We start from the raw sequence: 25984 nt of genomic DNA on the forward strand, positions 1-25984 counted from the left end.
CCCTTCATTCACTAATGCTTGACGGGCTGCTACCTGTTGAGAACCTCCAGGTCTACCAGGACGACCTCCTTGTGCTGCGGGATTAAAATATCGTTCTTTCCAGATTTCAAAAGTTAGAATATCCTCCTGTTGTTTTCCGGCTTGATATTGTTCATAATGTTTATTTATCCCATCCTTAGTCCTGTCGCCGAATTAATACGAAGGACGGAAAAGCCGATGCAGGATCAACGGAATGCAGTAAAATGAATCAATCAAGGAGTTTAGTAACAATGCTTTACTCATTATTAGGAGTGAAAAACTATGACGGCCTTAGCTCAAGAGATTCTTAATACTTTTGATAGGTTGGCTGATGCAGAGCAACTTGAGATTGGGCTAGAAATCTTGAGACGGCTCGTCCATTTTGACTTTCCACCATTAACAGATGAAGACTTTATCTTAAATGCTGAAGAGTTATTCTTAGCATTAGATCAACAAGAAATTGATTATGAATAGTCCTGATCGTGGCGAAGTCTGGCTTGAAGATTACCTCAGCCAAGAGCTTAAACATCTCTCTCTCAAACTTTCATTTATCCCAGATTCTTTTTCTCGTTCTATAGATCGTCTATCCTAGAAATCAAACAATGTCAGAATGAAGGGTATATGGATGTTACGCGATCGCTTATTAAATTAATCATTGGTGGTGGCTGCATGGTCGGTGGCTTGGCATTTCCGCCACTCCTGGCAGCCGATGGGATCGTTTGGGGGACAATCTTGGCGACTGCTTTAGCCAGTGTTGCTGCTGGGAATACTGCTAATGCCATTGATGCCTTAATTGATCGGAAAGATGGCGATCGCATATCATTGCAGAATCAAGATTTAACCAAAGCAGTAGGAAAAGCGATCGCAGCCGTCATCACCCTAGCAGCCCTTCAAAACCAAGGCAAAACCCACGACAACCTAGAAAAAATTGCCAGCCAAGCCACAAATAATTGGGTGAAAATTGCTCAACAGGAACTCACCCAGCAACGCTATCCCCAATTAAGAGAAGCCAAACTCGACCAATTCCTCACCCCGGAAGAATACAGCCTCACCCAAGAGGGCAACCTCACCCCCCAAGAATGGCAGGATATTTTCATCCGCTTAAACATGGCAGCCTGTAAAGGGGGTGGCTTTCAACTCCCGCCAGAAGTCTATCCCCAAGTAGCCGAATTACTGCATACCACCTTCCCCAAAGCTTTAAGAGAAACCCTCAAAGAAGACTTTGCTAACGATGGCAAAGCCTTTGCCGGATTAACTTTGCAGTTACTCACGGGGATGAAAGCGGAACTGACACAACTGCGAAACACTAATCTGGGGGTGAATACTGCCGAATTAACGCAAATTCTCCAACAGTTCCAGCAGCTAGAAACCCAGTTACGGGGAACTGTCGCCCAGCAGCAGGCATTTTTTCGGCAAATTTCCCAAGACATAGATTCCGGTTTTGCCGAAGTCTGTCAACAGTTGGGGGTGATGGAAACCAATATCACCGCATTGTTACAGAATTTAGAGAAAAGGCTAGAGGCTTTAGATGAAAAGCTGGCAAGACTGGAAGCACAAGGCGGGGGGCGACAGCTATCCAAACAGGAGTATCGCCACCGTCAGGCGTTATTGTCTCAGATGGGGACTGAAGTTGAAAGTCGTTTAGCACAGTCGTTACACCATGCGGTTTTGCTGAATTTGGGCAAGGAACAGCAACCCCATCAAGTGCAACGCCCTTGGGATGTTTCCGTGAAGGTGGGGGAACAGCGAACCTTTCAGTTACCCTCAGAGACGAGCATTCTGGAGGTGTTTGAGAATCCAGCTATTAACGGCAAGTTTCTGATTTTGGGCAAACCGGGAGGTGGGAAAACCACGACGTTGTTAGAGTTAGCTCAAGCCTTGGTTGAGCGTGCCGAGACGGATAGCGATGCACCCATCCCTGTAATTTTAGAGCTTTCGGAATGGCGGACAGTTACAAAAAGAGAGTTTCCTGATTTTTGGAATCAGGAAAAATACGATCCTTCAATTAAGGAGTGGATTCTCTCTCAGCTTTGGAGTAAGGGAGTTAGTCAGGAAATCGGAGAACAGTGGATTCGGGAAAAGGAATTAGTGCTGCTTTTGGATGGTTTGGATGAGTTGCCATCGGAACGTCAGGCGAAGTGTGTCCAGGCAATTAATCAGTTTTTAGACAGCGAATTTTCTCCTCTGCATTTGGTGGTAGGCAGTCGCAAGGAGGAATATGAGGAATATGAGGAAGTTCTGCACTTAAATGGTGCAATTTATTTGGAAGACTTAAGTGTAGAGCAAATTCAACATTATTTCACCAGTGTCAATCTTGGGGAGTTCTGGGAGAGTATTAAGGATTCTGAGAAGATTGTCAATTTTATCAGTCAGCCTTTGTTTTTGGCGATTACGAGTATTGCTTATCAGCAGATTGATGTTGAGGAGTGGAGAAACTGTAATACAGAACAGAGGGCTATTGATTATTTGCTAGGAATTTATCGGATTTTAGCAATTAACGGAGGTGCTAGCTCAACTTTAGATTCTAGCAAAAGAGATATAGAAAATCGATTAATACACCGTAGACTTGTATGGGTTTCTAAGTATTTAGAAGCGTGTAAACAGCCAGAAATTATTATCACTAAACTTCAACCCATTGTTTTATTTGAGGGGACTGATTTATATCGAATGATAGACAATTTTATAGCGACTCTTTTGTCTCTATTCTGGTTCTATATAGTCAACAAGCCTCTCAAAATCTATATCAGTAGCATTTCATATGAGAGTAATTTTATAGTTGATATTTTCTTGTTTTTAGCCCTAAAATTACCAATATTCTTTATGATAACTGGTTTTTGTTTAGTACCTTTTTTCATATTAATTCAAAAAGGTACTGAATCTGAAGAAATTCAACTCAATGAATTTAGCTTATTCAGGTTTTCTAATACTTACATTTTTTTTAAGACAATGATAGTATTTATTTTGAAAGGATTAGCTTTTTTCACCTTTCTATTATTAGGAATAGTTATATGGAGATCATTTTCAGTTATATTTCAATCATTGTCTTTCATACAACTTCTAAATGAAAGCATTTCTCAAGGTGTGTTTTATTTATATATAATTATTATTTATACACCACTTTTCCTAACACTTTCTGTAAGTCAGAATAATTCAAATACTGAGAGAAATAGAAAAACTGAATCAAAATATGTGACTCAATTATTTCTGATCACAACAAATACTCTGTCCTTAACTATATTTTGGTTTTTATATTACACGGTAGTTGTTAAATCTGCAATGGCGATAAATATATTTTCAGGGGCGTTTCCTTGGGATGTTCCTGTAGTTATATCAATTTTGATTGGAATAGTTTTCGGAGGGGGCTATGGACTATTCAGACATTTTCTTCTTAGATTTGTACTTTATAAGTATGATTATATGCCTTGGAATATAAATAGTTTCTTAAATTACTGTACCAAACAAATGATTTTACAACGAGTCGGCAACCGCTACCGCTTCATCCATCGCCTGGTGCAAGAACATTTCGCCAACCTAGAAATTCAAAAAGAGTAAAAATTTGGGAGTAAAAATCAATTTAACTTTGAAATTTTAGGATAAATTCATTACATTAAAATCATTTATATTTTGGAGTAAAGATTATGCAATTTGTCGTTTGCATCAATAACCAAGACTATTCAGCTTCCTTAGAAATTCGCAAAATTTATCAAGTTTTACCGGACTCAAAAGCGAATAGCCATCAAATGCTGCGGATAATTGATGAATCAGGGGAAGATTACCTATATCCTGTTTCGCCTCCCTGAGTGCCGATTACCGCAATTCCTAGAAAGCGAGCCGGATTTGATTGCCAATATCCTGCAATGGTTGCACAACCTGGAACGATGAAGGGGTAAAATTCAGAGTAAGCATTCCAGGAAAAAAACGATGCCCATCATCAAAATTTCCAAGCAGTATTTAATCGACCAGAATGAAGAGTTTATTACCGTGGATGTCCCGGCTTCAGTGGTGTCGATGTGGCAACGGGATTATACCAAAGTTGCTAAAGCTAAGGGATTGCTAAAAGATAAGCGAGAAAAAATGCTGGCTCATCTCGACACAATACGTCAGGAGTGGGATCGGTGAAGTATCTCTACGACACCAATATCTTTATTGACTACCTGGCTGAAGAAACAGCAGTATTGCCGCTTTTCTCGGAATTATTTCTCAGTAAAAATGAGGTGATCATTTCCTCGATTGTGCGAATTGAGTTGCTGAGTTTTCCAGAGTTATCCAACGAAGAAGAAGCAGTAATTACTGATTTGTTGATGCAGTTTGAACGAGTACCCCTATTGCCCCAAATCGAAGATCGCACCATTCAATTACGGCGACATCACCGCATCAAACTTCCCGATGCCCTGATTGCTGCAACGGCATTGCACTGCTCTGCTTGTGTGATGACTAGAAATCTGGTTGATTTCAAGCGAGTGCCTGAGTTAACACTCTGCAATCCCTTTGAAGGGGTGAAGGAGGGTAATGATACAGATTAACCATTCCCCGCCCAACTGCGCCGCCAAGTCATTTGCATCGACGGTAGCCGCTTCAGCGATCGCCGTAACCCCGTCGGTGCAAATCTACAAAGAATTCAAGATCAAATATATTTTGGAGTAAACTATATGGAATTTGTCGTTTGCATCAATAACCAAGACTATTCAGCCTCCTTAGAAATTCGCAAAATTTATCAAGTTTTACCCGATCCTAAAGCCAACAATCATCATAAGATTCGAGTCATTGATGAATCAGGAGAAGACTACTTATATCCCAGTCGTTATTTTATGGCCATAGAGTTATCAGAACCCCTGCAATAAGCTCTTGCTACCTGCCTTTAAAATTAACCCAGAAACCCTGTTTTTGCGCGGGTTTGTGCATCCTAACAGACTTAAAGCATAAATTAGTAGGGTGCGGCCATCAACGCGCACGCACTATCTACTATTATTTTATGACTAAGATGGTGCTAAAGCACAACAACGGGTTAGGGTTTGAGAGCAATAATTGTCCGATGGCGAGGGTCACTGGGAAGGGTGATTTTATAATCAAACCCTACCTCTTTTAAGGTTTCTTCCACATCAAAAGTATAATATTCATCACTCCAGGGTTCGGTACTTTTCATTAGAATAAATAACGCTGGGGGCAAGTTTTGAATTACTTCTGATTTGGGGTTATTATCAACAATGGCTAAACAGCCACCCGGACGTAAAATTCTGAACGCTTCTTGAAAGATTTCTCGACTGGGTTTGTTCGGGAGTTCATGTAACAGAAATTGCAGGGTAATAACGTCAAAACTGTTATCGGGAAAACTGGTATTTTCAGCGAGTTCCTGTTTCCATTCGGCTATTTCTCCCTGTTTATCTCGGACTTTTGCCACCGCTAACATATAGGGTGATAAATCTAACCCTACTGTTCTAATATTATCACCATATTTCTGTACTAAATAACGGTGTAACGGGAGGGTAGACATCCCCACAGAACAACCAATATCTAACACATTCTCCACCCGTTCAGGACAATATTGTCCTAAGATTTCATGGAAACTAGAACGTAAGCGATGTTCGGCGGTTTCCCAGGTAATTTGTTCTTTTGGCCAGACTCGTAAACCCATTGCTTTTGTTGCGGGTTCGGCTTCATAAGCGGCTAACCAACATAGATTTCCCTCATCATAAGCATGAAAGGGAACTTGATAATAATCGGGATATTTAATATTAGGATTTGTGACACTTTTTAAAAGTTCTTTGGCTTCTGATGTGTCTAATTCTTGACAAGTTTTTCGCCATTGAACTCCATTTTTTTCGGCGGTTTTAATTAAAACTTTTCTCGCTTGAAGTTTCATTAAACTGTAAAGCGGTTTGGTTTTGATCAGAACATTAACAATTTGAGACAGAAAATCTTTTCCCGCCCAGTCTGGTTTGAGTTTGGCATTAATCATAGTTTAAAAATGGTTGAAGACAAGGATTAATTTATCATGAAATAGAATGAGATCAGAAAAAGTTAAAGACTATCCCATTCTTTTAGGGTAATTTGCTGGGCTAAAATATCTTCAACCTATCGAATCATAATTCGCAACTGAGGAACAGAATATTCATCATTAGAGGGGATAGTAAGACGATGACTCTCATAAATCATAAACTGATGTTTACTTCATGAAAAAGGGCCAGAAAAACCAAATTTCTGTAACTTTTGAATAAAGTCTCGTCGTTTACAGGGTTTCCATCGGCTCAAGTTGTGGCTCCTTATTCAAATCAATGTTATTAATAATGGGTAATGGATGCCCCAATTTGATCCCCAATAAAATCCAATCTTCTAAAGTTGAACGCAATTCTTGTTCACATTGTTTTAAGGTTGAACCAAAAGCGATAACTCCTTGACAAATAGGGATTTTTCCCACAAAAGTCTGATCTTCAAGTTTGTCATAAATTGCTTCAGCCATTGCCTGCCCAAGATAATCACTAAGGATATACTGTACAGCCATTGCTAATCATAAATTCATTGCATTTTTCCTATTATAGAATATTTGAGTCAATGTATTTATGAAGTTTTATTCCATGTATCCTGTCTGTTTCAACCATTGGCGAAGTTGAGTAAAAAATTGGTTTTTATCGGGGTTTTGATAAACTTCTTTAACCGTTTTCCATCCTGCATCTGCTTCACCTAGTAAATACTGTTGGGCTAAATAAGCGGCTAAAACTCCTTTTAAATCTTGTTTCAGGCGATTACGTTTAGTGATTTCTTGTAACAAAACCGAGTTATGTTCGGCGAGCAATTCAGAATATTTTTTAGTCACATCTTGCCATTCTCCAAACTGATATTTAAAAATTTGTAAAGGCAATTGTTCCGGGGTATAGACTTGAAATTGTTTACTAAATCGTTGGTCATAATGAATTAAAATAGGAGTTTCTTGGTTGTCTGTTTTGAGTTGATAGGAAATTAAACCCCATTTTTGTTGTAAATCTCGATATTCCCGTTTAATCGGACTATACCGATAAATTACGGAATAGTAACTTTTTAAATTGTTATCTTCATCAATTAATAAATCTACTAAAATTTCGGGTTCTTTATCATTATCTAAATCTAGGATTTCAAAATCAATTACCCTGGCATTTTTAACGGTTTTTACTCCAGGACTAGATAAATTTGCCATAGAAATAACATCTTCTGAAATCAAATCTCCTTTTCTGGTAATTTTAATTTGCATGAGTTGAATTGTACTATTAGAATCTGCTAATAATTGAGCTTTAATCTCTCCTAAAGTAACTGTTTTTTGCACCTTTAAATCCTTTGTTTCTGGATAGGATTCGGGTTTTGATTCTATTGGGGGTGTCCCTTGAGGTTGCATGGTAACTGGTGGAGTTGTCGGAGAAGATTTAGGCTCTGAACTAACTGCTGGAGTATCAGAAATTGAGATTCTGGCAATATATTGAGTCGGGACTAATGCCTGTTTTTTATCTTCGGAAATGGCTTGACAAATTAAGGTAGCAACTTCCGCCCGGGTTGCGGGTTTATTAGGATTTAATCGTCGCAGATTGGGATAATTAACTATTAACCAATTTTCTGTTGCTGTTGCGATCGCTTTTTTAGCATATTCAGGAATATCAGAAGCATCATCAAATATTTTGGTTAATTGTTGATAGGAAACTTGGCTGGATTTATAATCTAAACCATTAACTACCGCCACTAACGCCTGGACTCTGGGGATATTTAATAAAGGATTAAAAACACTTCCTAAATATCCTGACATAAACCCTTTTTGATTCGCCCCTTGAATAGCATTATAGGCCCAAAAATCCGTCGGGACATCGACAAAATCAATCGCTTTTTCACTTCGAGGAATTTTAGGAAATGCTTGACTAATAATAGCTGCAAATTCAGCCCGATTAACGGGACTATCGGGGCGAAAAGTATCATCTTCATAATAGCCTTTCACAATATTTTTTTGGGCTAAATTCTCAATACAATTTTGCGCCCAATGACCTTTAATATCTGAAAATTTTTGAGAATCTTCGGCGAAAACGGGATTGATAAATGGTAGAGATTTATGAGTAATAATTATTCCCAAAGCGACGAGAATAAATAACTTAATTGGGGATAGATTAGACCTCGATTTTAGCATCGAAACAGCCATCAATTTTGCAGACTGAAAATAGGATAAAATTTTAGATTTCATATTACTCCTTATTTAAACAAATTGAACAACAGCACCCACACTAGGTAAGGTGATATCTAAATTAGGAACACCCACCAAGACCAGATTACCAACACTAGCAACGGATGTTCCAAAATTCAAGTCGGTATTGGAATTATCCGTAACCGGACTTAAATAAGTTTGAACTAAATTTCCGCTTCTTAATTCATAGCGAAATGTTCCTCCTAAATTTCCTAAACCGTAGCCCGGAGAACCAATCAAAACCTCATTTCCTATCAAGGCTAAGGCTTGACCAAATTGATTAAATTCCTCCACTTTAGGAGCATTATAACGTTGTAAAACCGCTCCGGTAATCCCATCGAATAAAAAGGCGATTCCCGCATCTATTCCCCCCTGGTCGTTTCCTGGCGCACCGATTAAAATATCTCGACCAACACCCGTCCAGGCGACGGAATAACCAAAATTATCTAACCCTGGATTGGGATTTTTAAAGGTTTGTAAAAGCTGTCCAGTTACACTATCAAATATATAGGCTTTACCGGGTTGTTTTCCCCCAGTTGAAGTTAAACTGGCGGGCGCACCAATTAATACTCTATCTCCACCAACCGCCGCCACGGACGCACCAAAAAAATCATTAATTTGAGGGTTGGGATTCAAAAAGGTTTGCAATAGTTGACCTGTATTTCCATCCAATAAATAGGCGATTCCTCCGGCGGGTGCTAAGGTGGAATTACCGGGTGCACCGACAATAATATTATTGCCTAAAGTTGCGACGGAATAGCCAAATAAATCAAATATATTTGGGGTCGGGTTATTGATAGTTAAATAGGGGGCTCCCGTGGCGGTATTAAACCCATAAACCGCACCGGAATTAGGAGCTAAACTACTATCTTGAGATGCACCAATAATAATATTATCTCCTAAAGTTGTAGCTACGGACTGACCAAATTTTGCAGTCCCCGCACTGGGAGAAGGGTTACGAAATGTTAATGTTGGTTGTTGAGTTGTGAGATTGAATAAATAGGCGATTCCTTGATTATTGGTTTGACCGGGGGCGGCTATTGCTAAGAAATTATTTCCTAACCGAGATAAATTTGAACCAAATTGAGCATTAGTTTCAGGAATCGGATTAACTAATTTTCCTAATGCTGAAGGTGGAATTTCATCATCTATAATGTCTAAAATAGCTTGATTAGGTGTACCAATTTGGGCAAAATTAGTGGGGTTTTCTAAGGTTAAAAGTAAGTTAGATGAATAATTAGGGAAATTATTATTAACAATGGGAATTTTAATGATTTTAGGAGTAGTATCCCCATTGGCAAAATTAACAATAATTGGTGTGGTATCGACTTGATTTCCCGTTGGTGTTAAGGGAGTAGGAATTGGAACTACCGTAACGCTGATTTCTCCATCATTTCCACTATTTCTAACAACGGTAATCGGATTAATTATAGTCCCATTTTCATTAACAGCAAACTGCTCGGAACTAAAAGCTACCGACCCAGGAATAATAAAGTTAGAACGATTAATTTTATCTGGTTTAATTCCTTGTAAAATAGCTACAATTCCCCCTGAATTAGAGGATATAATTGTACTATTTTCGTTTCTGGGATCGGATTTAATGCTTAGGTTTTCAAAAGCTAAATCACCCGTTAAAAAAATAGTATCTTCTTCTGGTTTATAATCTACAATTATATCAGATAATTCCAAATTATTACTATCTAAAACAAAAATATCTTTACCTTCTCCACCGATTAAAGTATCACTTCCTGCGTCCCCAGAAATCCAATCATTTCCGTTATCTCCAATGATTTGATCATTTCCTTGACCCCCAACTAAAGTATCATTTCCGATTCCTCCCGATACCTGGTCATCTCCAGTATTTCCTGTTACTAAATCATTCCCCCCATCCCCTCGAACCTGATCATTTCCATTACCTCCAAAAACCGTATCATCTCCATCTTCTCCCCCAATAAAATCATCTCCATCATTACCCTCTACCCAATCATTATCGGCGCCTGCTCGAAGTTCATCATTCCCTTGACCTCCGAATATAAAATCCTTCCCTAAATCCTCTCTAACTTGATCATTTCCTGACCCTGAATAAATTGTATCATCCCCTTCAACTCCCGATAATTGATTGGGATTATCAGGATTTACAAATCCCACAAATTGATCATTTCCTGCTTCTCCAAATAACAGATCATTGCCTTCACCTCCTAAAATTTGATCGTCTCCAACCCCGCCAAATAGGGTGTCATTTCCCCCTTCTCCAAATAATTGATCGTTATCTGAATTACCATAAATTAGTTCAGGATCTGACGAACCCCGAACCGTATCATCTCCTCCTAATAAAAAAGCACCTAACTTAAATACTCCCAATTCTCCAGGGAAAAATCTGATGTCTTCAGGGGTATTATCTCCGACTAAGCGAAGTAAACCTGTGGTAGAATCGGTTTCTGGTTTTAGCACCATAATGTTATTTTGTAAACTGAAATTAAAATACTAACATTGCTAATTATAGCATCGGTTTTGCTGACTGCCAAAATTTAGAAATCGTTACAAATTGATAGCCCTGTTCTAATAATTTAGGAATAATTTCTTCAGCAGTTTTTGCCACATCTTTTCCCCCATTATAGCCATCATGGAGGACAATAATTGACCCATTTCGGGTTTGTTTGATCACCCTATTACTGACAATTTCAACCCCAGGTTGTACCCAATCTTCAGGGACAACACTCCACATCACCGGACGATATCCCCAACTTGTTAATAAATCTAAAGTTCTGGGTAAAAATACACCGTTAGGGGGACGAACATCTAGGATTAATTCCGGTTCCAGACCACAAGCATTAAAAATAGCAGTTTTAGTTTTTTCTAGGCTTTGTTTTAATACAATTTCTGTTAATAAAGGGAAAGTATCGTGTTGATAACCATGTAACCCTATCCAATGACCTTGTTGATAGACAGCTTGGGCAATTTCAGGATATTTTTCTACCTCATGTCCTAACCAAAAAAAACTGGCCGTAATTTGAAAATGTTCTAAAACCTTTAATAATTCTAAGGTATATTGGGGGTGCGGCCCATCATCAAAGGTTAAGCAAATTTCTGGTTGAGATGAATCCCCTGTCCATAGACATCGGGGAAATTTTTGGCTTAAAAGTGGATACAAATAGGGGAAAAATGAGGCAAATTGTAGTTTAAAATTGAAATGGTTATTCATAAAGGTTTAAGTTCACAAATCTTTGTATAAATAAGTTGGTATTGGGTTAAAAAAAATGTACCATATTGATCGGTAATTAATTGGCAAATCTGACATGAAAAAGTATGTTTGTAAAACCTGTGGCTATACCTACGATCCCGAATACGGTGATACCGATGGCGGTATTGAACCGGGTACAGCTTTTGAAGATATCCCAGAAGACTGGATTTGTCCACTTTGTAGCGCGGAAAAAAAAGATTTTGAATTAGAAGAATAGAGGGTTAATTTGTCTAGTATACAGCCTTTAAAAGTGATTGTAATTGGGGGTGGAGCAGCAGGTTTTTTTGGGGCGATTACTTGTGCAAATCACCACGCCCAGACTCAAGTAATTTTGCTTGAAGCCGGACAACAAACCCTGGCTAAAGTAAGGATTTCCGGCGGGGGACGGTGTAATGTTACCCATGCTTGTTTTGAACCGACTCAATTTGTGCAGAATTACCCTAGAGGAAGTAAAGCTTTACGCGGTGCTTTTAGTCGATTTCAAGCTAAAAATACCGTGGAATGGTTTGCTAATCATGGGGTGAAGTTAAAAACAGAAACCGACGGGCGAATGTTCCCCATAACGGACGATTCTGCTACTATAGTTAACTGTTTAATTAGAGTAGCAGAACAGGCGGGAGTCAGGATTAAAACTCAAGCTCCGGTGGCTTCTATTTCCTATAATAATTATCACCCCCATCCTTTTAAAATTCAACTGAAATCTGGAGAAATTTTAGAAGGCGATCGCATTTTATTGGCGACCGGAAGTAACCCCTCCGGTTATAAGTTTGCTCAATCTTTAGGACATACAATTATTCCACCAGTACCCTCTTTATTTACCTTTAATCTTAAAGATAAACGACTCCAAGATTTAGCGGGGGTTTCTGTTAGTTCGGCGCGGGTTAAACTCCCCCAAGCTAAATTAGAACAAACTGGGCCTTTATTAATTACCCATTGGGGATTAAGTGGGCCAGCAATTTTAAAATTATCGGCTTGGGGAGCAAGGGTTTTATATGATTGTAATTATAAATCCCCTCTACAAATTAATTGGCTTCCCCAGGAACATCCAGAACAATTAAAGGAAAAATTATTAGACCTAAAATCACAATTCCCTAATCGTTTAATTTCGGCAAATTGTCCGGTTGATTTACCTCGTCGTCTTTGGAAACAATTGGTTGATTATCTTGGAATTGATGAGGAAAAACGCTGGTCAGAAATTTCCAATAAATCTTTAAACGAACTTATTCAAGAGTTAACCCAAGGAAGTTATAATATTAATGGCAAGGGTGTTTTTAAGGAGGAATTTGTTACCTGTGGTGGAATAAATCTAAAAGAAGTTGATTTTAAAACCATGGAAAGTCGCTGTTGTCCAGGGTTATATTTAGCCGGAGAAATCTTAGATATTGATGGAGTTACCGGGGGATTTAATTTTCAAAGTGCTTGGACAACAGGATGGTTAGCAGGAAAATCCGTTGTTGGGCTTTAGCCCAGGGAAAGAGCGCTGAAGCGCAACAACAAATAAGAGCGCTGAAGCGCAACAACAAATAAGAGCGCTGAAGCGCAACAACAAATAAGAGCGCTGAAGCGCAACAACAAATAATAATAAAGAGCGCTGAAGCGCAACAACAAATTATTAAATTTTGGGTTTTCCGTCCTCTGATTTTGGAATATCTGGACAGGAATTGAAGGTTTTTAATTGATAACCTTGTTTCTCCATTGTCTCTACAAAATGAGTAGGATCTTGATTATTATTTTCAGGTAATATTTCGGGAGGATGATTTTTTAAATCCTGGCGTTTGTGTTTGAGTTTAGATTGTTTACCCATGATGTTGATATCCTTATAATTAATGAAAATAATGGTATAATAATTATAACACTTTCAACTATTTTAATTTTCTATATGATGGGTTATCTCAAGGGGAACGTTGCCGATCTGCAAAAGGGAAATGGAAATAGAATTACCCTATTACTCGATGTTAATAATATTGGGTATGAAGTGCAAATTTTACCTCGAATGAGAGCAGAATTACCTGCTGTTGGGGAGTCGATACAAATTTTTACCCATTTACAAGTCCGAGAAGATCAAATTGTTTTATATGGCTTTTATAATATGGCTGAACGGGATTTGTTTCGCCAATTAATTAGCGTTAGTGGCATCGGAACTCAATTAGCGATCGCTCTTTTAGATACCCTCGGACTTCAAGATCTAATTCAAGCAATTGTAGGCGGTAATACCCGTGTTTTAGCCAAAACTCCAGGCGTCGGAAGCAAAACCGCAGAACGCATCGCCCTAGAACTCAAAACTAAACTATCGGAATGGCGACAACAAGCTGGAATGCTTTCATCTAATCCCTCCAATATTACCCCAAAAATTCAAGAAGAAGTCGAAATGACCCTACTGGCTTTGGGTTATACTGGAGCAGAAGTGATGCAAGCTTTACAAGTTATTAGTCAAGATTCTAGTTTAGCGAAACAAACTAATTCCGATGAATGGATCAGAAATGCGATCGCTTGGTTAAGTCAAGGGACTTGAAAGCTATTGACAGACACTCCCCAAAACTCAAGTTTCAAAGCTTACCCTCATGGGGAATAGTATTTCCAGCAGGGGGAATAGTATTTCCAGCAGGGGGAATTTGGGGAGCAAAAGGATTAGTATTGTCCGACGGGGGAACCGGAGAAGGTAAAATCGGAGGCAACATATCTCCTGAGTTGGGTGCTGTGGGAGCAAAAGGTGGGGTGAGATTAGTCGGATTGGGAGGCGTTAATGTAGGATTTGAAGGATTGATTGGGGGTTTGATTTCCTGAGAACTAGGTAATGTCGCCAGGGCGACCCGTTCTCCGCCAATAGCTCGTAAACGGTCTAATACCCGAATCACATCATTATAAAGGGCTTCTCTTGGGGCATAGAGTACGATTAATCCACTGGGATTCCAACGTCGAAATCGGAGTAAAGATCGGTCTAATTGATCTTGATTAACTGGTTGTTGTTCAATATAGGTTTGTCCAGATTTATCAATCCCCACAATTAACATTTTTTGCATTTGGGTTTCCCCCGTACTCGCCTTGGGCAAATCCACATTAATTGCCTGTTGACGAGTTAATTGTAGGGATGCCAAAATAAAGAACGTGAGAATACAAAACACGACATCAATTAACGGAATTAATTCTATTCTGGCTTCATCAGTGGTCGAATCTGTTCTAATTTTCATAAAAATTTGGGGATTAATGTTTTAGAGTCTTCTTGGATAAAAAAGTAACTTTTTCTGTTGAAAACATTTATTTTTCCTCTTTTTCTTCCTCCTCCAAAGACTCAGATTTTTTTACGGGTTTAGGCCTTTTTTCTGTTTCAGGAATAGAGTTATTATTGTCTTCATCTATTAGAGGAAATTTCAAAAGTGGCTCATTTGTTTCTTCTGATTCTTCTTCCTCATCGGTTTCAAGAATTTGTAACTGAGATTTTGGATATGGCCAATTCTGACGATACATCAATTCTAATTCGTTTCCCGCTTTCCGAAATATTTTGGCTTGACCAAACATTAATCCCTGAAACAATCGATAAAATGCCAAACTAATAATCGCTACAATTAATCCCGTTGCAGTGGAAATTAAGGCTTCCGCAATCCCCAAGGTCACATCCGCAGAGGATGAAGTCCCGATATCACCCAAACGAATCGAACCCAGAGAGTTAATTAACCCTAACACAGTTCCCAAGAGTCCCAACAGAGGGGACATGGCAATCACCGCCTCGAAAATTTTATCCCCCCGACGCATAAAGGCTAATTCTTCATCCGCCCCCGCTTCTAGGGCTAAACGAAAAAGTTCGGGGTCGGGAGACTCTAACCGTAGGGGTGCATAGAGAAACCGTCCCATTGGTTGATTGCTAGATTGTTTAGCAATTTGATGGGCTTTCCCCCATTGTCCCCGTCGGGCTGAGTCAATGACTCGGTTAACGATTTGTTTTTCTTTGGTCAGGGTCGTACCCCAAAACCAAATCCTTTCTATGACCACACTCATCGACAGAATGGACAAGATCAGCAATGGCCACATTGCTGGCCCACCCTTGGCAAAAATCTCTTGAATATTCATCGAACTCGCACAACCTCCTAAAAATCTCACCCCTACAACTGTATTAGATGTACAGGCATTTGGCGAACAAAAAGCCAAACCCTTTCAATTTTGCCATTCTCACCGGGTGAATCGCTAGGGGTTTCTGGTTTCAAATTCTCCGGTATGGCTATTTAATCCTAATCAGTTAATCAATAATTGGATTTTTGAAATTAATTCTCAAAAATATCTAACTGTTCTACAGAATCATCTTTTTTATCCTGTTTTTTAATTCCTTTTCTCAATCCCATCGCTATTTTACTATGCTTTTCAATTTGACGCATAACTTGTTTAGCCCGTTGAATTACCACGTCTGGTAAACCCGCTAACCGTCCAGCTTCAATTCCATAGGATTTATCTGCACCTCCGGGCTGAACTTGATGCAGAAATATAATTTTATCGGGTAATTCTTTAACTGTAACTTGATAGTTAGCCACATTAGAAATAATTGAAGCTAATTCGTTTAATTCGTGGTAATGGGTAGCAAAAATCGTCCGAGAACGAATTTCTGTGGCTAAATATTCTGCTACTGACCAAGCAATTGATAACCCGTCAAAAGTCGCCGTCCCTCTCCCAATTTCATCTAATAACACTAAGGATTTTTGAGTTGCATGATTTAAAATATTAGCGGTTTCATTCATTTCTACCATAAAGGTTGATTGACCTGTGGCTAAATCATCCACTGCGCCCACCCGGGTAAAAATGCGATCGCAAATTCCTAATTTAGCCGATTTAGCCGGAACAAAACTACCCACTTGAGCTAATAATTGAATTAAGCCAATTTGTCTTAGATAACAACTTTTACCACTGGCATTCGGCCCAGTTAAAATAATTAGATCAGGGTGAGAATAGGGTTTAATTTCTGGGGTTTCTGACCCTTCTTCTTGACTTCCCAACTGAGCCGTATTCGGAACAAAAAACCCCGGAGGTAAGGATTTTTCAACTACGGGATGGCGACCTTCAATAATTTTAACTTCTCGACTATTCACCATTTCAGGACGACAATAACCTTGATAAACCGCAATATCCGCTAACCCAGATAAAACATCAATTGCGGCTACCGCCCGCGATACATCTCTAATTAATTCTGAGTGTTCTCCCACTTCTAATCTTAATCGCAGAAAAATCTCATATTCTAATTGGTTTAAATCGTCTTTTGCGGTTAAAATTCTGGCTTCTCGTTCCTTTAATTCCGGGGTAATAAATCGTTCTTCATTGGTTAAGGTTTGTTTCCTAATATAATCATTGGGAGCTTGATCTAATTTAGAACGAGTAATACTAATATAATAGCCAAAGGCTTTATTAAAACCTACTTTTAAAGTAGAAATTCCGGTGCGTTCCCGTTCTTTAATTTCTAAATTTGCTAACCATTGTTGATCTGCTTCTGCTAATACCCGCAGCGAGTCTAATTGTTCATCCATTCCTGAACGAATTATCCCCCCTTCTTTCAAGTGTGGGGGCGGAGACTCTACTAAATAGGATTGAATTTTATGGGCTAATTCTTCTAATACGGGGGGAACAGTTTGTAGGGATTTTAAATAGGGAGAATTACCCCGACTGACTAAAACCGATAATTCCGGTAATTTAGCTAAGGAATCCGCTAAAGCAACTAAATCCCTAGCATTTGCAGTCCCATTTCCCGCCCGTCCGGTTAACCTTTCTAAATCATAAATTTGCCGGAGTAATTGTTGCAATTGAAACCTTAATTCATGATTTTCAACTAACTCTTGAATTGTATCATGGCGCGCTCTAATTCCTCGCAGATCTAATAAAGGTTGTAATAACCAACGACGCAACGCCCGACCTCCCATAGCGGTGCTAGTTTTATCTAAAGCCCATAATAAAGAACCGTGTAAAGTTCCATCTCGAACGGTTTGGGTAATTTCTAAATTGCGGCGACTTTGATAATCTAAGATTAAATAATCGGTAATTGTATAGGTATGAAGTCTTTGTAGGGGAACTTGATTTTGCCGTTGAGTATCTTCTAAATAATCTAATAATCCTCCGGCGGCTCGTACTCCTAGGGGTAAATGATCACAGCCTAATCCTTCTAAAGAACGCATTTGAAATTGTTCTAAAATTTTATTTCTGGATTCATTTAAACTAAAGGGAAATTGCGATCGCAAGGAATAACAAAAACAATTCGGTAAACAGTCCGGTAACTGACTAGATTTTTCCCCTGGACGCAACATTTTTCCTAAATCCGGGGCATTAATAGGAAACAACACTTCCGACGGTTGTAGACGCATTAACTCTTGGGTTAGTTGTTCTAAATTTTGGGATTGGGTGGTTAAAAATTCCCCCGTAGAAATATCAGAATAGGCTAATCCCCAATGATCTCCAGCAATCACAACTGCTGCTAAATAATTATTTTTACGACCTTTGAGCATTCCGTCATCCGTCAAAGTTCCGGGGGTTAAAATTCGGGTAATTTCTCGACGCACTTGGCGTTTTTCCCTGGCCGCAATTTCCGCATCTTCAACTTGATCACAAATCGCCACCGCATAGCCTTTTTCTAATAGCATGGTAGCATAGCGTTCTACTGCATGATGGGGAACACCCGTCATCGGAACTCGGCCAATTTCTTTCCCTCCGTGTTTTGCAGTTTGCACTAATTCCAATTCTTGAGCTATGGTAATAGCATCCTGAAAAAAGCACTCAAAGAAATCCCCCACCCGAAATAATAATAAGGCATGGGGATATTGTTCTTTGACTTCGATATAGCGGTGCATCATTTCCGATAACTTTTCCCGATCGATCAGGCGATAGTCTGCATTGGGCGGAAGCGAATTGTCGGGAACTGAAGGGGCAGAGGACGCACTGGGGGGAACGTTCATAGTTTTTTGAAGATGCAAACCAAGACTAATCCTTAAGACTTTAGCGCGTTTAGTGCTTTTCTGCCAATAGGTAGCACTTTAGTTTAGACTTTAATTCATACAAATCTTAGTCCACAACAGTCGTCAGACTGTATTTTTAAAGTGAAACGCGATCGCATTTCATCCGAAAACCTAGCTCGTCAAGTTGCTAGTATTTATGCCTTTCTCAGTAGTATTTGGATTTTTTCATCCGATCAAATACTGCAATTTCTCGTGCCTAATCCCCAATCTTTGACCCTGATTCAGAGTATAAAAGGAGGAGCATTTGTTGTTATTACGACTACCATTCTCTACTTTTTTGTGCGCTTAGGAACTCGTCGTTTAGAGAAATCTGAACAACGGTATCGAACTTTATTTTTTGCCCATCCCCAACCGATGTGGGTTTATGACATAAAAACCCTTAAATTTCTAGCGGTTAATGAAGCAACAATCGAACATTATGGCTATTCAGAAGCAGAATTTATCTTGATGAAAATTACAGAAATTATACTTCCTGAAGAAATTCCGCGACTATTAGAAAGCCTATCTAAAATTGAAATGGGACTTAATCGAGTTGGACTATGGCAACATCATAAAAAAGATGGCACGTTAATATCTGTAGAAGTAACAGGTCATACTTTAGAATGGAAAGGTAAATTTGCCGAAGTAATTCTAGCTCAAGATATTACAAAACGGCTACAAACTAAAGCCGAATTAGAAAACTACGCTTTTAGTGATTTACTCACCGGATTAGCCAGTCTTAGTTTGTTATTAGAACGCCTACAATTTGTTATTAATTATCCGTCCCAAAACTCAAATAATTTTGCCATTTTATCCTTAGATATTGATCGATTTAAGCCTCTCAAATATGCCTTTGGTCATGATTTAGCAGAACAACTATTAATTGCCGTTGCCCAGCGCCTTAAAACCTTGGTCAGCCCCCGCGATATAGTTGCTCGGGTGGGAACCGATGAATTTGCAATTTTATTTACTGATATTGGCAATTATAATATTTTAACCGAAAAAATTGAACGTATTCATGCGGCTTTAGACTTTCCCTTTCGGTTGGATACGGTGACTATTTCATCGGCGACCAGTATTGGTGTGGTTTTGGATAAACTCCAGAGTCAACGTCCAGAAGATTATCTTCAAGCCGCCGATACTGCCATGTATTATGCCAAACAAAAAGGACGGGGAACAACGGTATTTTATGAGCCTAGTATGGCAAAAGTTGTAGCTGAACACCTGCAATTAGAAGCGGATTTACAACGGGCAATTGAACGTCAACAACTCAGTTTAAATTATCAACCAATTGTTTCCCTAGAAACTCAAAAAGTGGTGGGTTTTGAAGCCTTAGTGCGTTGGTATCATCCCGACCGGGGTTTTGTGTCTCCAGTTCAGTTAATTAATTTAGCCGAAAAAGCGGGATTAATTGTTTCCATGGGGCAATGGGTTTTATCCCAAGCCTGTAAACATTTATTAGAATGGCAAACCCGATTTCCTGACCTCTATGTGAGTGTTAATCTTTCGGAAATTCAGTTACGACATCCGAGTTTAATTCAAGAAGTTAAACGGGTCTTAGATTCTTTACAACTTCCACCATTTAGCTTAAAATTAGAAATTACAGAGAGCAGTTTGATGGAGAATATTACCTGGTCAACCGGATTATTAGAACAGTTAAAAACCCTTAAAATTCGATTATTAATTGATGATTTTGGCACGGGATATTCTTCCTTGAGTTATTTACAAAAGTTGCCCGTAGATACCTTGAAAATAGACCGCTCTTTTGTCCAGAATATCGAAGTTAATAATAAAGATTTTGAAATTGCTAAAACTATTATTAATTTAGCTCATAGTTTGGGTTTACAAGTGGTAACTGAAGGAATTGAAACCTCCCAGCAAGTTGAAATTTTTCAACAACTGCGCTGTGAATTTGGACAGGGATATTTATTCTCTCCTCCCCTAAACCCAACAGAGGTGATGGATTTTCTCAACCAAAACTGTTCAAATAACCGTCCTAGATGTTCACCTGAAAACCGTTAAAATAAAATAGTAATTGAAGTAATTATTAAAAATAATATGGCAAGAGGCGACCAAATCTATATTTTTCGGGAATTTTGGAACCTAGAGGGTTTATATGAACATCATGGCATTGATTGTGGTGATGGCACTGTGATTCATTATCGCAAACCCAGCGAAATTATTGAACAGACTTCTATAGAAATTTTTTCCAGGGGTCAAAAGATTTATATTCGACAGTATCCCATTCGTTATATAGCAGATACGGTTATTAACCGCGCCCAAAGTCGCTTGGGGGAAAAACAATATAATTTACTGTTTAATAATTGTGAACATTTTGCGACTTGGTGCATAACTGGGGAGAGTAAAAGTCAACAAGTTGAGAATTTTATTCCCCTTCTCCGTCATATTAATATTGATACCTTATCTGAGCCTCTCAAACAAGCGTTTATGGGTAGTCAACCCCAAGATGCTAAACGACTTTTAAATCAAGCATTAGGGGAAATTCGCGTCGCTTGGGATGACGTTCATCCTCAGTATAAAAAAGCCCTAGATGAAATGAATTCTTGGCATCAAGTGGCGATGGAAGCCTTAAAACGAAATCGAGAAGATTTAGCAAAAGAAGCCATTAAGCGAAAACTAAATTCCAAAAAACGAGCAACAGAATTAGAAGAAAATTTGGAAAAGTTAGCAACGATGACTCAAAATTTGTTAAAAAATCAAGCGGATAATGGGTAATGGGGATCACTGATTTAAGAGGATTTCACGGATTTCACGGATTTTAATCTGTGTTAATCTGCGTAATCCGTTTAATCCGTGATGCGGATTTTAATCTGTGTTAATCTGCGTAATCCGTTTAATCCGTGATGCGGATTTTAATCTGTGTTAATCTGCGTAATCCGTTTAATCCGTGATGCGGATTTTAATCTGTGTTAATCATCTTAAATATATGATCGTTAATGGGTAATGTTTATAACTGGGGCGAAAGGATTCGAACCTCTGGATGTCGGGACCAAAACCCGATGCCTTACCACTTGGCGACGCCCCATTGCTTCACAGTTACTAATAATAGCATCACCTACCCGGGATTTGTCAAGGGTTTTTACCAAAAAATTGATAACATTTTTACATAATTCTCTAAAACCCTTATAAAATAGAGCTTTTAGCCATTTTCACCTTGAAATTGGGTTTCGAGGGAAGCCAGAATAAAGAGAATCGACTTCAAACTGTTATCGTCTATGTCCGTTAATCTGATCCCAACAAAGTTGTTTGTGGTGGTTGTTGTGCGTTCTGACAACCGCTTTTTATTGATTCAGGAAGTCATAGGAAACCGCCCTTGGTGCTTTCCGGGGGGACGGGTCGAACCTGGAGAAACTTTTGTCGCGGCTGCCAAACGAGAAACCCTGGAAGAAGCCGGAATTCCCATTATCCTAGAAGGGATTTTAAAGATTCAGCACGTTCCCCACATCAACGGACAGTCCCGTTTAGGCGTGTTTTTTCTAGCTCGTCCCGAAGACCATACCCCGCCAAAAAGCCAACCGGATCAGGAAAGTTTAGGCGCGAAATGGTTTACCTTAAAGGAATTAGAAGATTTACCCTTAAGAACTAAATTTGTAAAATCAATTATTTCCGAAGTATTAACCCAGGTATAAGTTTATCCTTTACAGTTAATTATGCCCCATAATTAGGGAGTTAATAAAACTATAATTCAACTAATTCTTCCATCGAAAGATTCAATTTTATAAGTCAAATCACATTTAATTATCGGCTTCTTTATAGGCTCGAATCATTGCTTGTGTCCCTTGACTTTCTCCTAATCCTTGGTCTAATTTTTGGACGATTTTAAATAGATAATCAGCTAATTTAGTACCAGGTAAAGCGGGATCACAATTGAGAGTTTCTTGAACAATTCTGAGGTCTTTGAGGATATGCTTAATCATAAAGCCCGGTTCAAAATCGCTATTAGCAACTTTTAATCCTAAATTTGATAAAGCCCAAGACCCGGCGGCTCCGGTACTACAAATTTCCACCACTAAATTTGGATCAATTCCTTGTTTTTCGGCTAATAATAGGGCTTCACAAATGCCCACCATATTTAAAGAAGCTAAAACTTGATTACATAATTTGACGGCTTGACCACTCCCCACTTTTCCACAATAACGAATTGTTTTTCCCATGGTTTCTAATAGGGGTTTGGCAGTTTCAAAGGTGTTTTGATCTCCTCCAACCATAATGGTTAATGTACCGTTTTTGGCTCCAATATCACCCCCAGAAACTGGAGCATCTAAGAATTTAATTTGATGGGGTTCAAGCTGTTGAGCAATGCGACGGGCGGCTTCTGAACCAATGGTACTAAAATCAATCACAATTGCCCCAGGTTTGGCAAAATTAATTATGCCTTTTTCGCCTAATATAACGGCTTCCACGTCGGGAATATCCCCAACACAGGTAAAAATAAGATCAACATCTGTAACGGCTTCTTGAATAGAAGAAACAATATTAGCACCCGCTTCAGATGCTATTTTAACACCCGGGCGATCGCTCGTTCGATTCCAAGCCTGAACAGAATATCCTGATACTGCGAGGTTGGCACCCATGAAACCGCCCATGACTCCTAAACCTAAAAATGCTGTTTTCATTATTTTATTTTATGAGTATAATTTGCTATGGGCTTGTGCCATTAATCCTAGAGAATAGGTGCGGAAAATTTGACCAAGCCCTTAGAGCCGGGAATAGGGAACAGGCAACAGGCTCACGGCAACAGGCAACACCGAAGGAAAAGACTTAACCGTCAGGTTTTCTGGATCAGTCTTTGGGATAGCCAAAATAGATTAGAATACCATAATTGAAATTTTGCTCATTTTCAACTCCCCAGGAGCGATTACTAGGTTTAAATCTAAATTGATGGGGTCAACCAACTACTCCCCATAAAACTAAAGCCATAATAAGATATCAATAATTTACGTTCAGTATATAAGGTTTATTGGTAAAAATGGCTATGAACACCGATTACAACCAACAGTGCTTGTCTAAGCTAATCTGGGCGATGCAGAAGCTCAATATTGAGATGGATTATACAGAAATGCCTAAAATAGCAGAACTGATTGTACAAACCATGACCGGGCCTTGGCGCTATTTTCACACCCCCAATCATATTTTTGAGGTGGGGGGGGAAGATGACCCAATTGAAGTTTTAGCCGCCTTGTTTCATGATGTTGTCTATGTACAGGTGGATCAGAGTGTTAATTTTAATTTAACCTATTATATTGTACCCTTTGTTCGACAGGTGGGGGAACATTTAGTCATCCGTGAGGCTCAGGAATTACCCGAAGATCAAAGTTTTGAAATGGTCAGACAAATATTTGATTTTGTTCCAGGTCAAACCCTGTCTCCGATGACGGGACAGAATGAGTTTTTGAGTGCATTAGTCGCTGGTAAAGTCTTAGAAGATTTGTTATCTTTAGAATTATTAGTACAAGTAGTAGCCTGTATTGAAGCGACTATTCCCTTTAGAACCAAAACAGAATTAGGCAGTAATAGTGATATTTTATATGGACGATTAAAGGATGTTTGTGAACGGTTTAATTTAAAATTAACCGATGATGAGTTAATCGAAACCATTAAACGTTCGATTAGACTTTCTAATCGAGATGTGGGAAGTTTTGCCCATGAAAGTGCAGCAAAATTTTTAGATAATACCTGGAATTTATTACCAGAAACAAATCATTATCTCAAAAATTCTAGTTCCTATACCATTAATCAATATCGGACAGCTTTGCAAAAAATGGAAGGGTTTATGAATTTTATTAAACCCGAAATTATTTTTCATCAATTTAGAGAATATCCCGATGATGCTACCTATAATAATCTAGTCGTAATGGCGAGAAAAAATATTGAGGTGGGGCGGCTTTATTTGGTCAGTAAATTATTTACTATTGCGTTTTTAGAAGCTTTATCCTTACGATTTGGGCGAGTGATTCCGGTTTCAACTTTAATGGGTGAAATGCCATCGGAAGGATTTTCTGCGGTTTCTTTAGTAGATTTTCTGCCCCTAATTCCCAAACCACACCAACCGACAACGGACTTAGAAAAACTGGTTTTAACGTTATTAGATGAAGGACGCACCCAAAGTTCATCCTATGATATTAAAAATTCCCCATTAACAACTTATATGGTTAAGTGTTTAGGGTTTGATGAAATTATTCATCAACGCAACCGCGCTCAGGAATTTTTTCAGAATAAAATTAGTCATGAAGAATTTTTGGGGGGTTTTGACGCGGATGTTAAAAAAGCTGTCACCGATGGAATTGTTCAGTTATTTGACTCTCGAAAAGCTTCTCTTTGTCAATCTTTGTAAGAGGGAACAGGGAATAATGGGTTTTGGGTTTTGGGTAATGGGTTTTGGGTAATGGGGCTTTATTTTTTATTGGTTTTGAGAAGGTTTTGAGGTATTTTCAATCATTTTGACAATGCCAATTCCGCCAAAATAAAGCCCTAATATAGCCCCGGCTAATAAACTTTGGGTGAGGGGGTCAGTTGATGGGGTTAATACTGCTCCTAATACGGCTCCACCTAAAATAACGTATCTCCAAGCGGATAACATTTTCTCAGAAGATACAATTTTTAATCCGCCTAATATGGCTTGAATCACAGGAATTTGAAAGGCTATTCCGGTACAAAATAATAAGACTAAAACAAATTCAAAATATTTTTCAATGGAAAAGAATTGTTCAACTACATCCGCCCCATAACTGACAAAAAAGTTCAATGCTGCTGGAATTAAGGCAATATAAGCAAAGCCTAAACCCAATAAAAACAATACACTCGAACCCAATAAAGTAGGGACTAATAAACGGCGTTCTTTCCGGGTTAATCCGGGTAAAACAAACATAGTAATTTGATATAAAATAAACGGAGTTGCGACGACCAACCCACTATAACCCGCTACTTTTAAGGAAACAAAGAAATATTCTCCGGGGGCAAGTTGAACAAATTTAATCCCCGATGCGGGACGTTGTAATAATTGTACAATCGGATTAACAAAAGCAAAGCAACCAATAATCGCAATAAATACCGCAATCAAAACATAAAAAATTCGTTGTCTTAATTCCTCTAAATGGTCGAAAAAACCCATCTCAACTTCATCGGGAATTTCATCACCTTCATCGGTTGTAGTTTGACTCACAGGAAGATAAAACTCAGGTTGAGGGATTTGGCTTTCAGAAGATAACTGATTTTCCTTTTCTTCTCCTAATTCAGTCGATAAGTCAATATCCTGAGAAATATCATCAAGATTAGAGATAGGAGAGGGAGAATTTTGTTCGGGATTTTCCGGTAAAACGGGGTTTAAGTTGGAGTTAGATTCCGGTGTCTCCGAATTTGAAGCAGGTGTCATAATTATCAGTAAGCGTTAAACTAGGGTTAGAAACTACCCAGTCTCAAGGGACGGGATTTTTGAAAACTAATCATCAATGTTTAGCCAACATCTATTCTACTTCAAGATTTAGACCTTAGATTAGACAACCACCAGACGGAAACCGAGATAAACAAAGATTGATATTAATTTCCTCCAATTAT

The 25984-nt window shown here is 38.7% G+C and carries 24 protein-coding genes and 1 tRNA gene; 13 read left to right on the plus strand and 12 right to left on the minus strand.

Annotated features, from left to right (window positions below; genetic code table 11):
• Positions 1-300 precede the first annotated feature (300 nt).
• The 6 genes from NMG86_RS14925 to NMG86_RS14950 all read left to right on the plus strand — a co-directional run bounded on the left by NMG86_RS14925 (position 301) and on the right by NMG86_RS14950 (position 4859).
• Positions 301-492 (plus strand): hypothetical protein, encoded by a 192-nt coding sequence (locus NMG86_RS14925; protein WP_026786301.1) that lies wholly within the window; start codon positions 301-303, stop codon positions 490-492.
• Positions 493-639: 147 nt separating this feature from the next.
• Positions 640-3570 carry an NACHT domain-containing protein gene (locus NMG86_RS14930; RefSeq protein WP_026797959.1) on the plus strand — a complete coding sequence of 977 codons (2931 nt, stop codon included), beginning with the start codon at positions 640-642 and terminating at the stop codon, positions 3568-3570.
• An 86-nt stretch (positions 3571-3656) separates the two neighbouring features.
• On the plus strand, positions 3657-3818 hold the full coding sequence (locus tag NMG86_RS14935) for a hypothetical protein (protein ID WP_193372476.1): 162 nt from the start codon (positions 3657-3659) through the stop codon (positions 3816-3818).
• 121 nt (positions 3819-3939) lie between these two features.
• A complete protein-coding gene (locus NMG86_RS14940) occupies positions 3940-4137 on the plus strand; it encodes a hypothetical protein (RefSeq protein ID WP_026797960.1) in 198 nt (65 codons plus the stop codon).
• Positions 4134-4541 (plus strand): type II toxin-antitoxin system VapC family toxin, encoded by a 408-nt coding sequence (locus NMG86_RS14945; RefSeq protein ID WP_026786298.1) that lies wholly within the window; start codon positions 4134-4136, stop codon positions 4539-4541. The genes NMG86_RS14940 and NMG86_RS14945 overlap by 4 nt, the downstream gene beginning before the upstream one ends.
• Positions 4542-4667: 126 nt before the next feature.
• Entirely contained in the window at positions 4668-4859 is a 192-nt protein-coding gene (locus tag NMG86_RS14950) for a hypothetical protein (RefSeq protein ID WP_026786297.1), read from the plus strand.
• Between the two features lie 164 nt (positions 4860-5023).
• Here the strand turns inward: NMG86_RS14950 and NMG86_RS14955 are convergent, their stop codons facing one another.
• From NMG86_RS14955 to NMG86_RS14975, 5 genes are all read right to left on the minus strand, one after another.
• On the minus strand, positions 5024-5974 hold the full coding sequence (locus tag NMG86_RS14955) for a class I SAM-dependent methyltransferase (RefSeq protein ID WP_043938589.1): 951 nt from the start codon (positions 5972-5974) through the stop codon (positions 5024-5026).
• A gap of 270 nt (positions 5975-6244) precedes the next feature.
• Entirely contained in the window at positions 6245-6517 is a 273-nt protein-coding gene (locus tag NMG86_RS14960) for a hypothetical protein (RefSeq protein ID WP_026786295.1), read from the minus strand.
• A gap of 66 nt (positions 6518-6583) precedes the next feature.
• A complete protein-coding gene (locus tag NMG86_RS14965; protein ID WP_052338744.1) occupies positions 6584-8209 on the minus strand; it encodes an S-layer homology domain-containing protein in 1626 nt (541 codons plus the stop codon).
• Between the two features lie 12 nt (positions 8210-8221).
• Positions 8222-10663, minus strand: coding sequence for a calcium-binding protein (locus tag NMG86_RS14970; protein WP_026797962.1), 2442 nt, complete (start codon positions 10661-10663; stop codon positions 8222-8224).
• A 43-nt stretch (positions 10664-10706) separates the two neighbouring features.
• Complete coding sequence (locus tag NMG86_RS14975) at positions 10707-11411, minus strand: polysaccharide deacetylase family protein (RefSeq protein ID WP_043938587.1); 705 nt, start codon at positions 11409-11411, stop codon at positions 10707-10709.
• A gap of 94 nt (positions 11412-11505) precedes the next feature.
• Between NMG86_RS14975 and rd the strand changes: the two genes are divergently transcribed.
• Both rd and NMG86_RS14985 read left to right on the plus strand, forming a co-directional pair.
• A complete protein-coding gene (rd, locus tag NMG86_RS14980) occupies positions 11506-11667 on the plus strand; it encodes a rubredoxin (protein ID WP_071783089.1) in 162 nt (53 codons plus the stop codon).
• A gap of 9 nt (positions 11668-11676) precedes the next feature.
• On the plus strand, positions 11677-12915 hold the full coding sequence (locus NMG86_RS14985; RefSeq protein ID WP_026797964.1) for a BaiN/RdsA family NAD(P)/FAD-dependent oxidoreductase: 1239 nt from the start codon (positions 11677-11679) through the stop codon (positions 12913-12915).
• Between the two features lie 147 nt (positions 12916-13062).
• Here NMG86_RS14985 and NMG86_RS14990 read toward each other — a convergent pair whose 3' ends face one another.
• Positions 13063-13254: a hypothetical protein gene (locus NMG86_RS14990; RefSeq protein WP_026786290.1), complete on the minus strand. Its 192-nt coding sequence runs from the start codon at positions 13252-13254 to the stop codon at positions 13063-13065.
• Positions 13255-13329: 75 nt separating this feature from the next.
• Here NMG86_RS14990 and ruvA point away from each other — a divergent pair, with 75 nt between their 5' ends.
• A complete protein-coding gene (gene ruvA, locus NMG86_RS14995) occupies positions 13330-13962 on the plus strand; it encodes a Holliday junction branch migration protein RuvA (RefSeq protein ID WP_026797965.1) in 633 nt (210 codons plus the stop codon).
• 34 nt (positions 13963-13996) lie between these two features.
• Here the strand turns inward: ruvA and NMG86_RS15000 are convergent, their stop codons facing one another.
• From NMG86_RS15000 to mutS, 3 genes are all read right to left on the minus strand, one after another.
• A complete protein-coding gene (locus tag NMG86_RS15000) occupies positions 13997-14638 on the minus strand; it encodes an ExbD/TolR family protein (RefSeq protein WP_026797966.1) in 642 nt (213 codons plus the stop codon).
• A gap of 67 nt (positions 14639-14705) precedes the next feature.
• Complete coding sequence (locus NMG86_RS15005) at positions 14706-15515, minus strand: MotA/TolQ/ExbB proton channel family protein (RefSeq protein ID WP_071783090.1); 810 nt, start codon at positions 15513-15515, stop codon at positions 14706-14708.
• A 191-nt stretch (positions 15516-15706) separates the two neighbouring features.
• Positions 15707-18370, minus strand: coding sequence for a DNA mismatch repair protein MutS (gene mutS, locus NMG86_RS15010; RefSeq protein WP_026797967.1), 2664 nt, complete (start codon positions 18368-18370; stop codon positions 15707-15709).
• A gap of 141 nt (positions 18371-18511) precedes the next feature.
• Here mutS and NMG86_RS15015 point away from each other — a divergent pair, with 141 nt between their 5' ends.
• Complete coding sequence (locus tag NMG86_RS15015; protein ID WP_052338745.1) at positions 18512-20431, plus strand: putative bifunctional diguanylate cyclase/phosphodiesterase; 1920 nt, start codon at positions 18512-18514, stop codon at positions 20429-20431.
• 36 nt (positions 20432-20467) lie between these two features.
• Positions 20468-21145, plus strand: a complete 678-nt coding sequence (locus NMG86_RS15020; RefSeq protein WP_026786286.1) for a lecithin retinol acyltransferase family protein — start codon at positions 20468-20470, stop codon at positions 21143-21145.
• Positions 21146-21383: 238 nt separating this feature from the next.
• On the opposite strand, the gene NMG86_RS15025 is transcribed toward NMG86_RS15020, so the two are convergent.
• Positions 21384-21455: transfer RNA gene (locus tag NMG86_RS15025), tRNA-Gln, on the minus strand.
• 190 nt (positions 21456-21645) lie between these two features.
• Here NMG86_RS15025 and NMG86_RS15030 point away from each other — a divergent pair.
• The gene (locus tag NMG86_RS15030) at positions 21646-22059 is read left to right on the plus strand and encodes an NUDIX hydrolase (RefSeq protein ID WP_043936941.1); all 414 of its coding nucleotides are present in this window, start codon (positions 21646-21648) and stop codon (positions 22057-22059) included.
• 105 nt (positions 22060-22164) lie between these two features.
• Here NMG86_RS15030 and NMG86_RS15035 read toward each other — a convergent pair whose 3' ends face one another.
• Positions 22165-23046: an NAD(P)-dependent oxidoreductase gene (locus NMG86_RS15035; protein ID WP_043936940.1), complete on the minus strand. Its 882-nt coding sequence runs from the start codon at positions 23044-23046 to the stop codon at positions 22165-22167.
• Positions 23047-23399: 353 nt separating this feature from the next.
• Here NMG86_RS15035 and NMG86_RS15040 point away from each other — a divergent pair, with 353 nt between their 5' ends.
• Positions 23400-24764 (plus strand): hypothetical protein, encoded by a 1365-nt coding sequence (locus NMG86_RS15040; protein ID WP_026786284.1) that lies wholly within the window; start codon positions 23400-23402, stop codon positions 24762-24764.
• Between the two features lie 66 nt (positions 24765-24830).
• On the opposite strand, the gene tatC is transcribed toward NMG86_RS15040, so the two are convergent.
• Complete coding sequence (gene tatC / locus NMG86_RS15045; RefSeq protein WP_173401002.1) at positions 24831-25802, minus strand: twin-arginine translocase subunit TatC; 972 nt, start codon at positions 25800-25802, stop codon at positions 24831-24833.
• Between the last annotated feature and the right edge of the window lie 182 nt (positions 25803-25984).

The sequence above is a fragment of the Planktothrix rubescens CCAP 1459/22 genome, assembly GCA_904830895.1.
In the GTDB taxonomy this organism is placed as follows: Bacteria; Cyanobacteriota; Cyanobacteriia; order Cyanobacteriales; family Microcoleaceae; genus Planktothrix; species Planktothrix agardhii.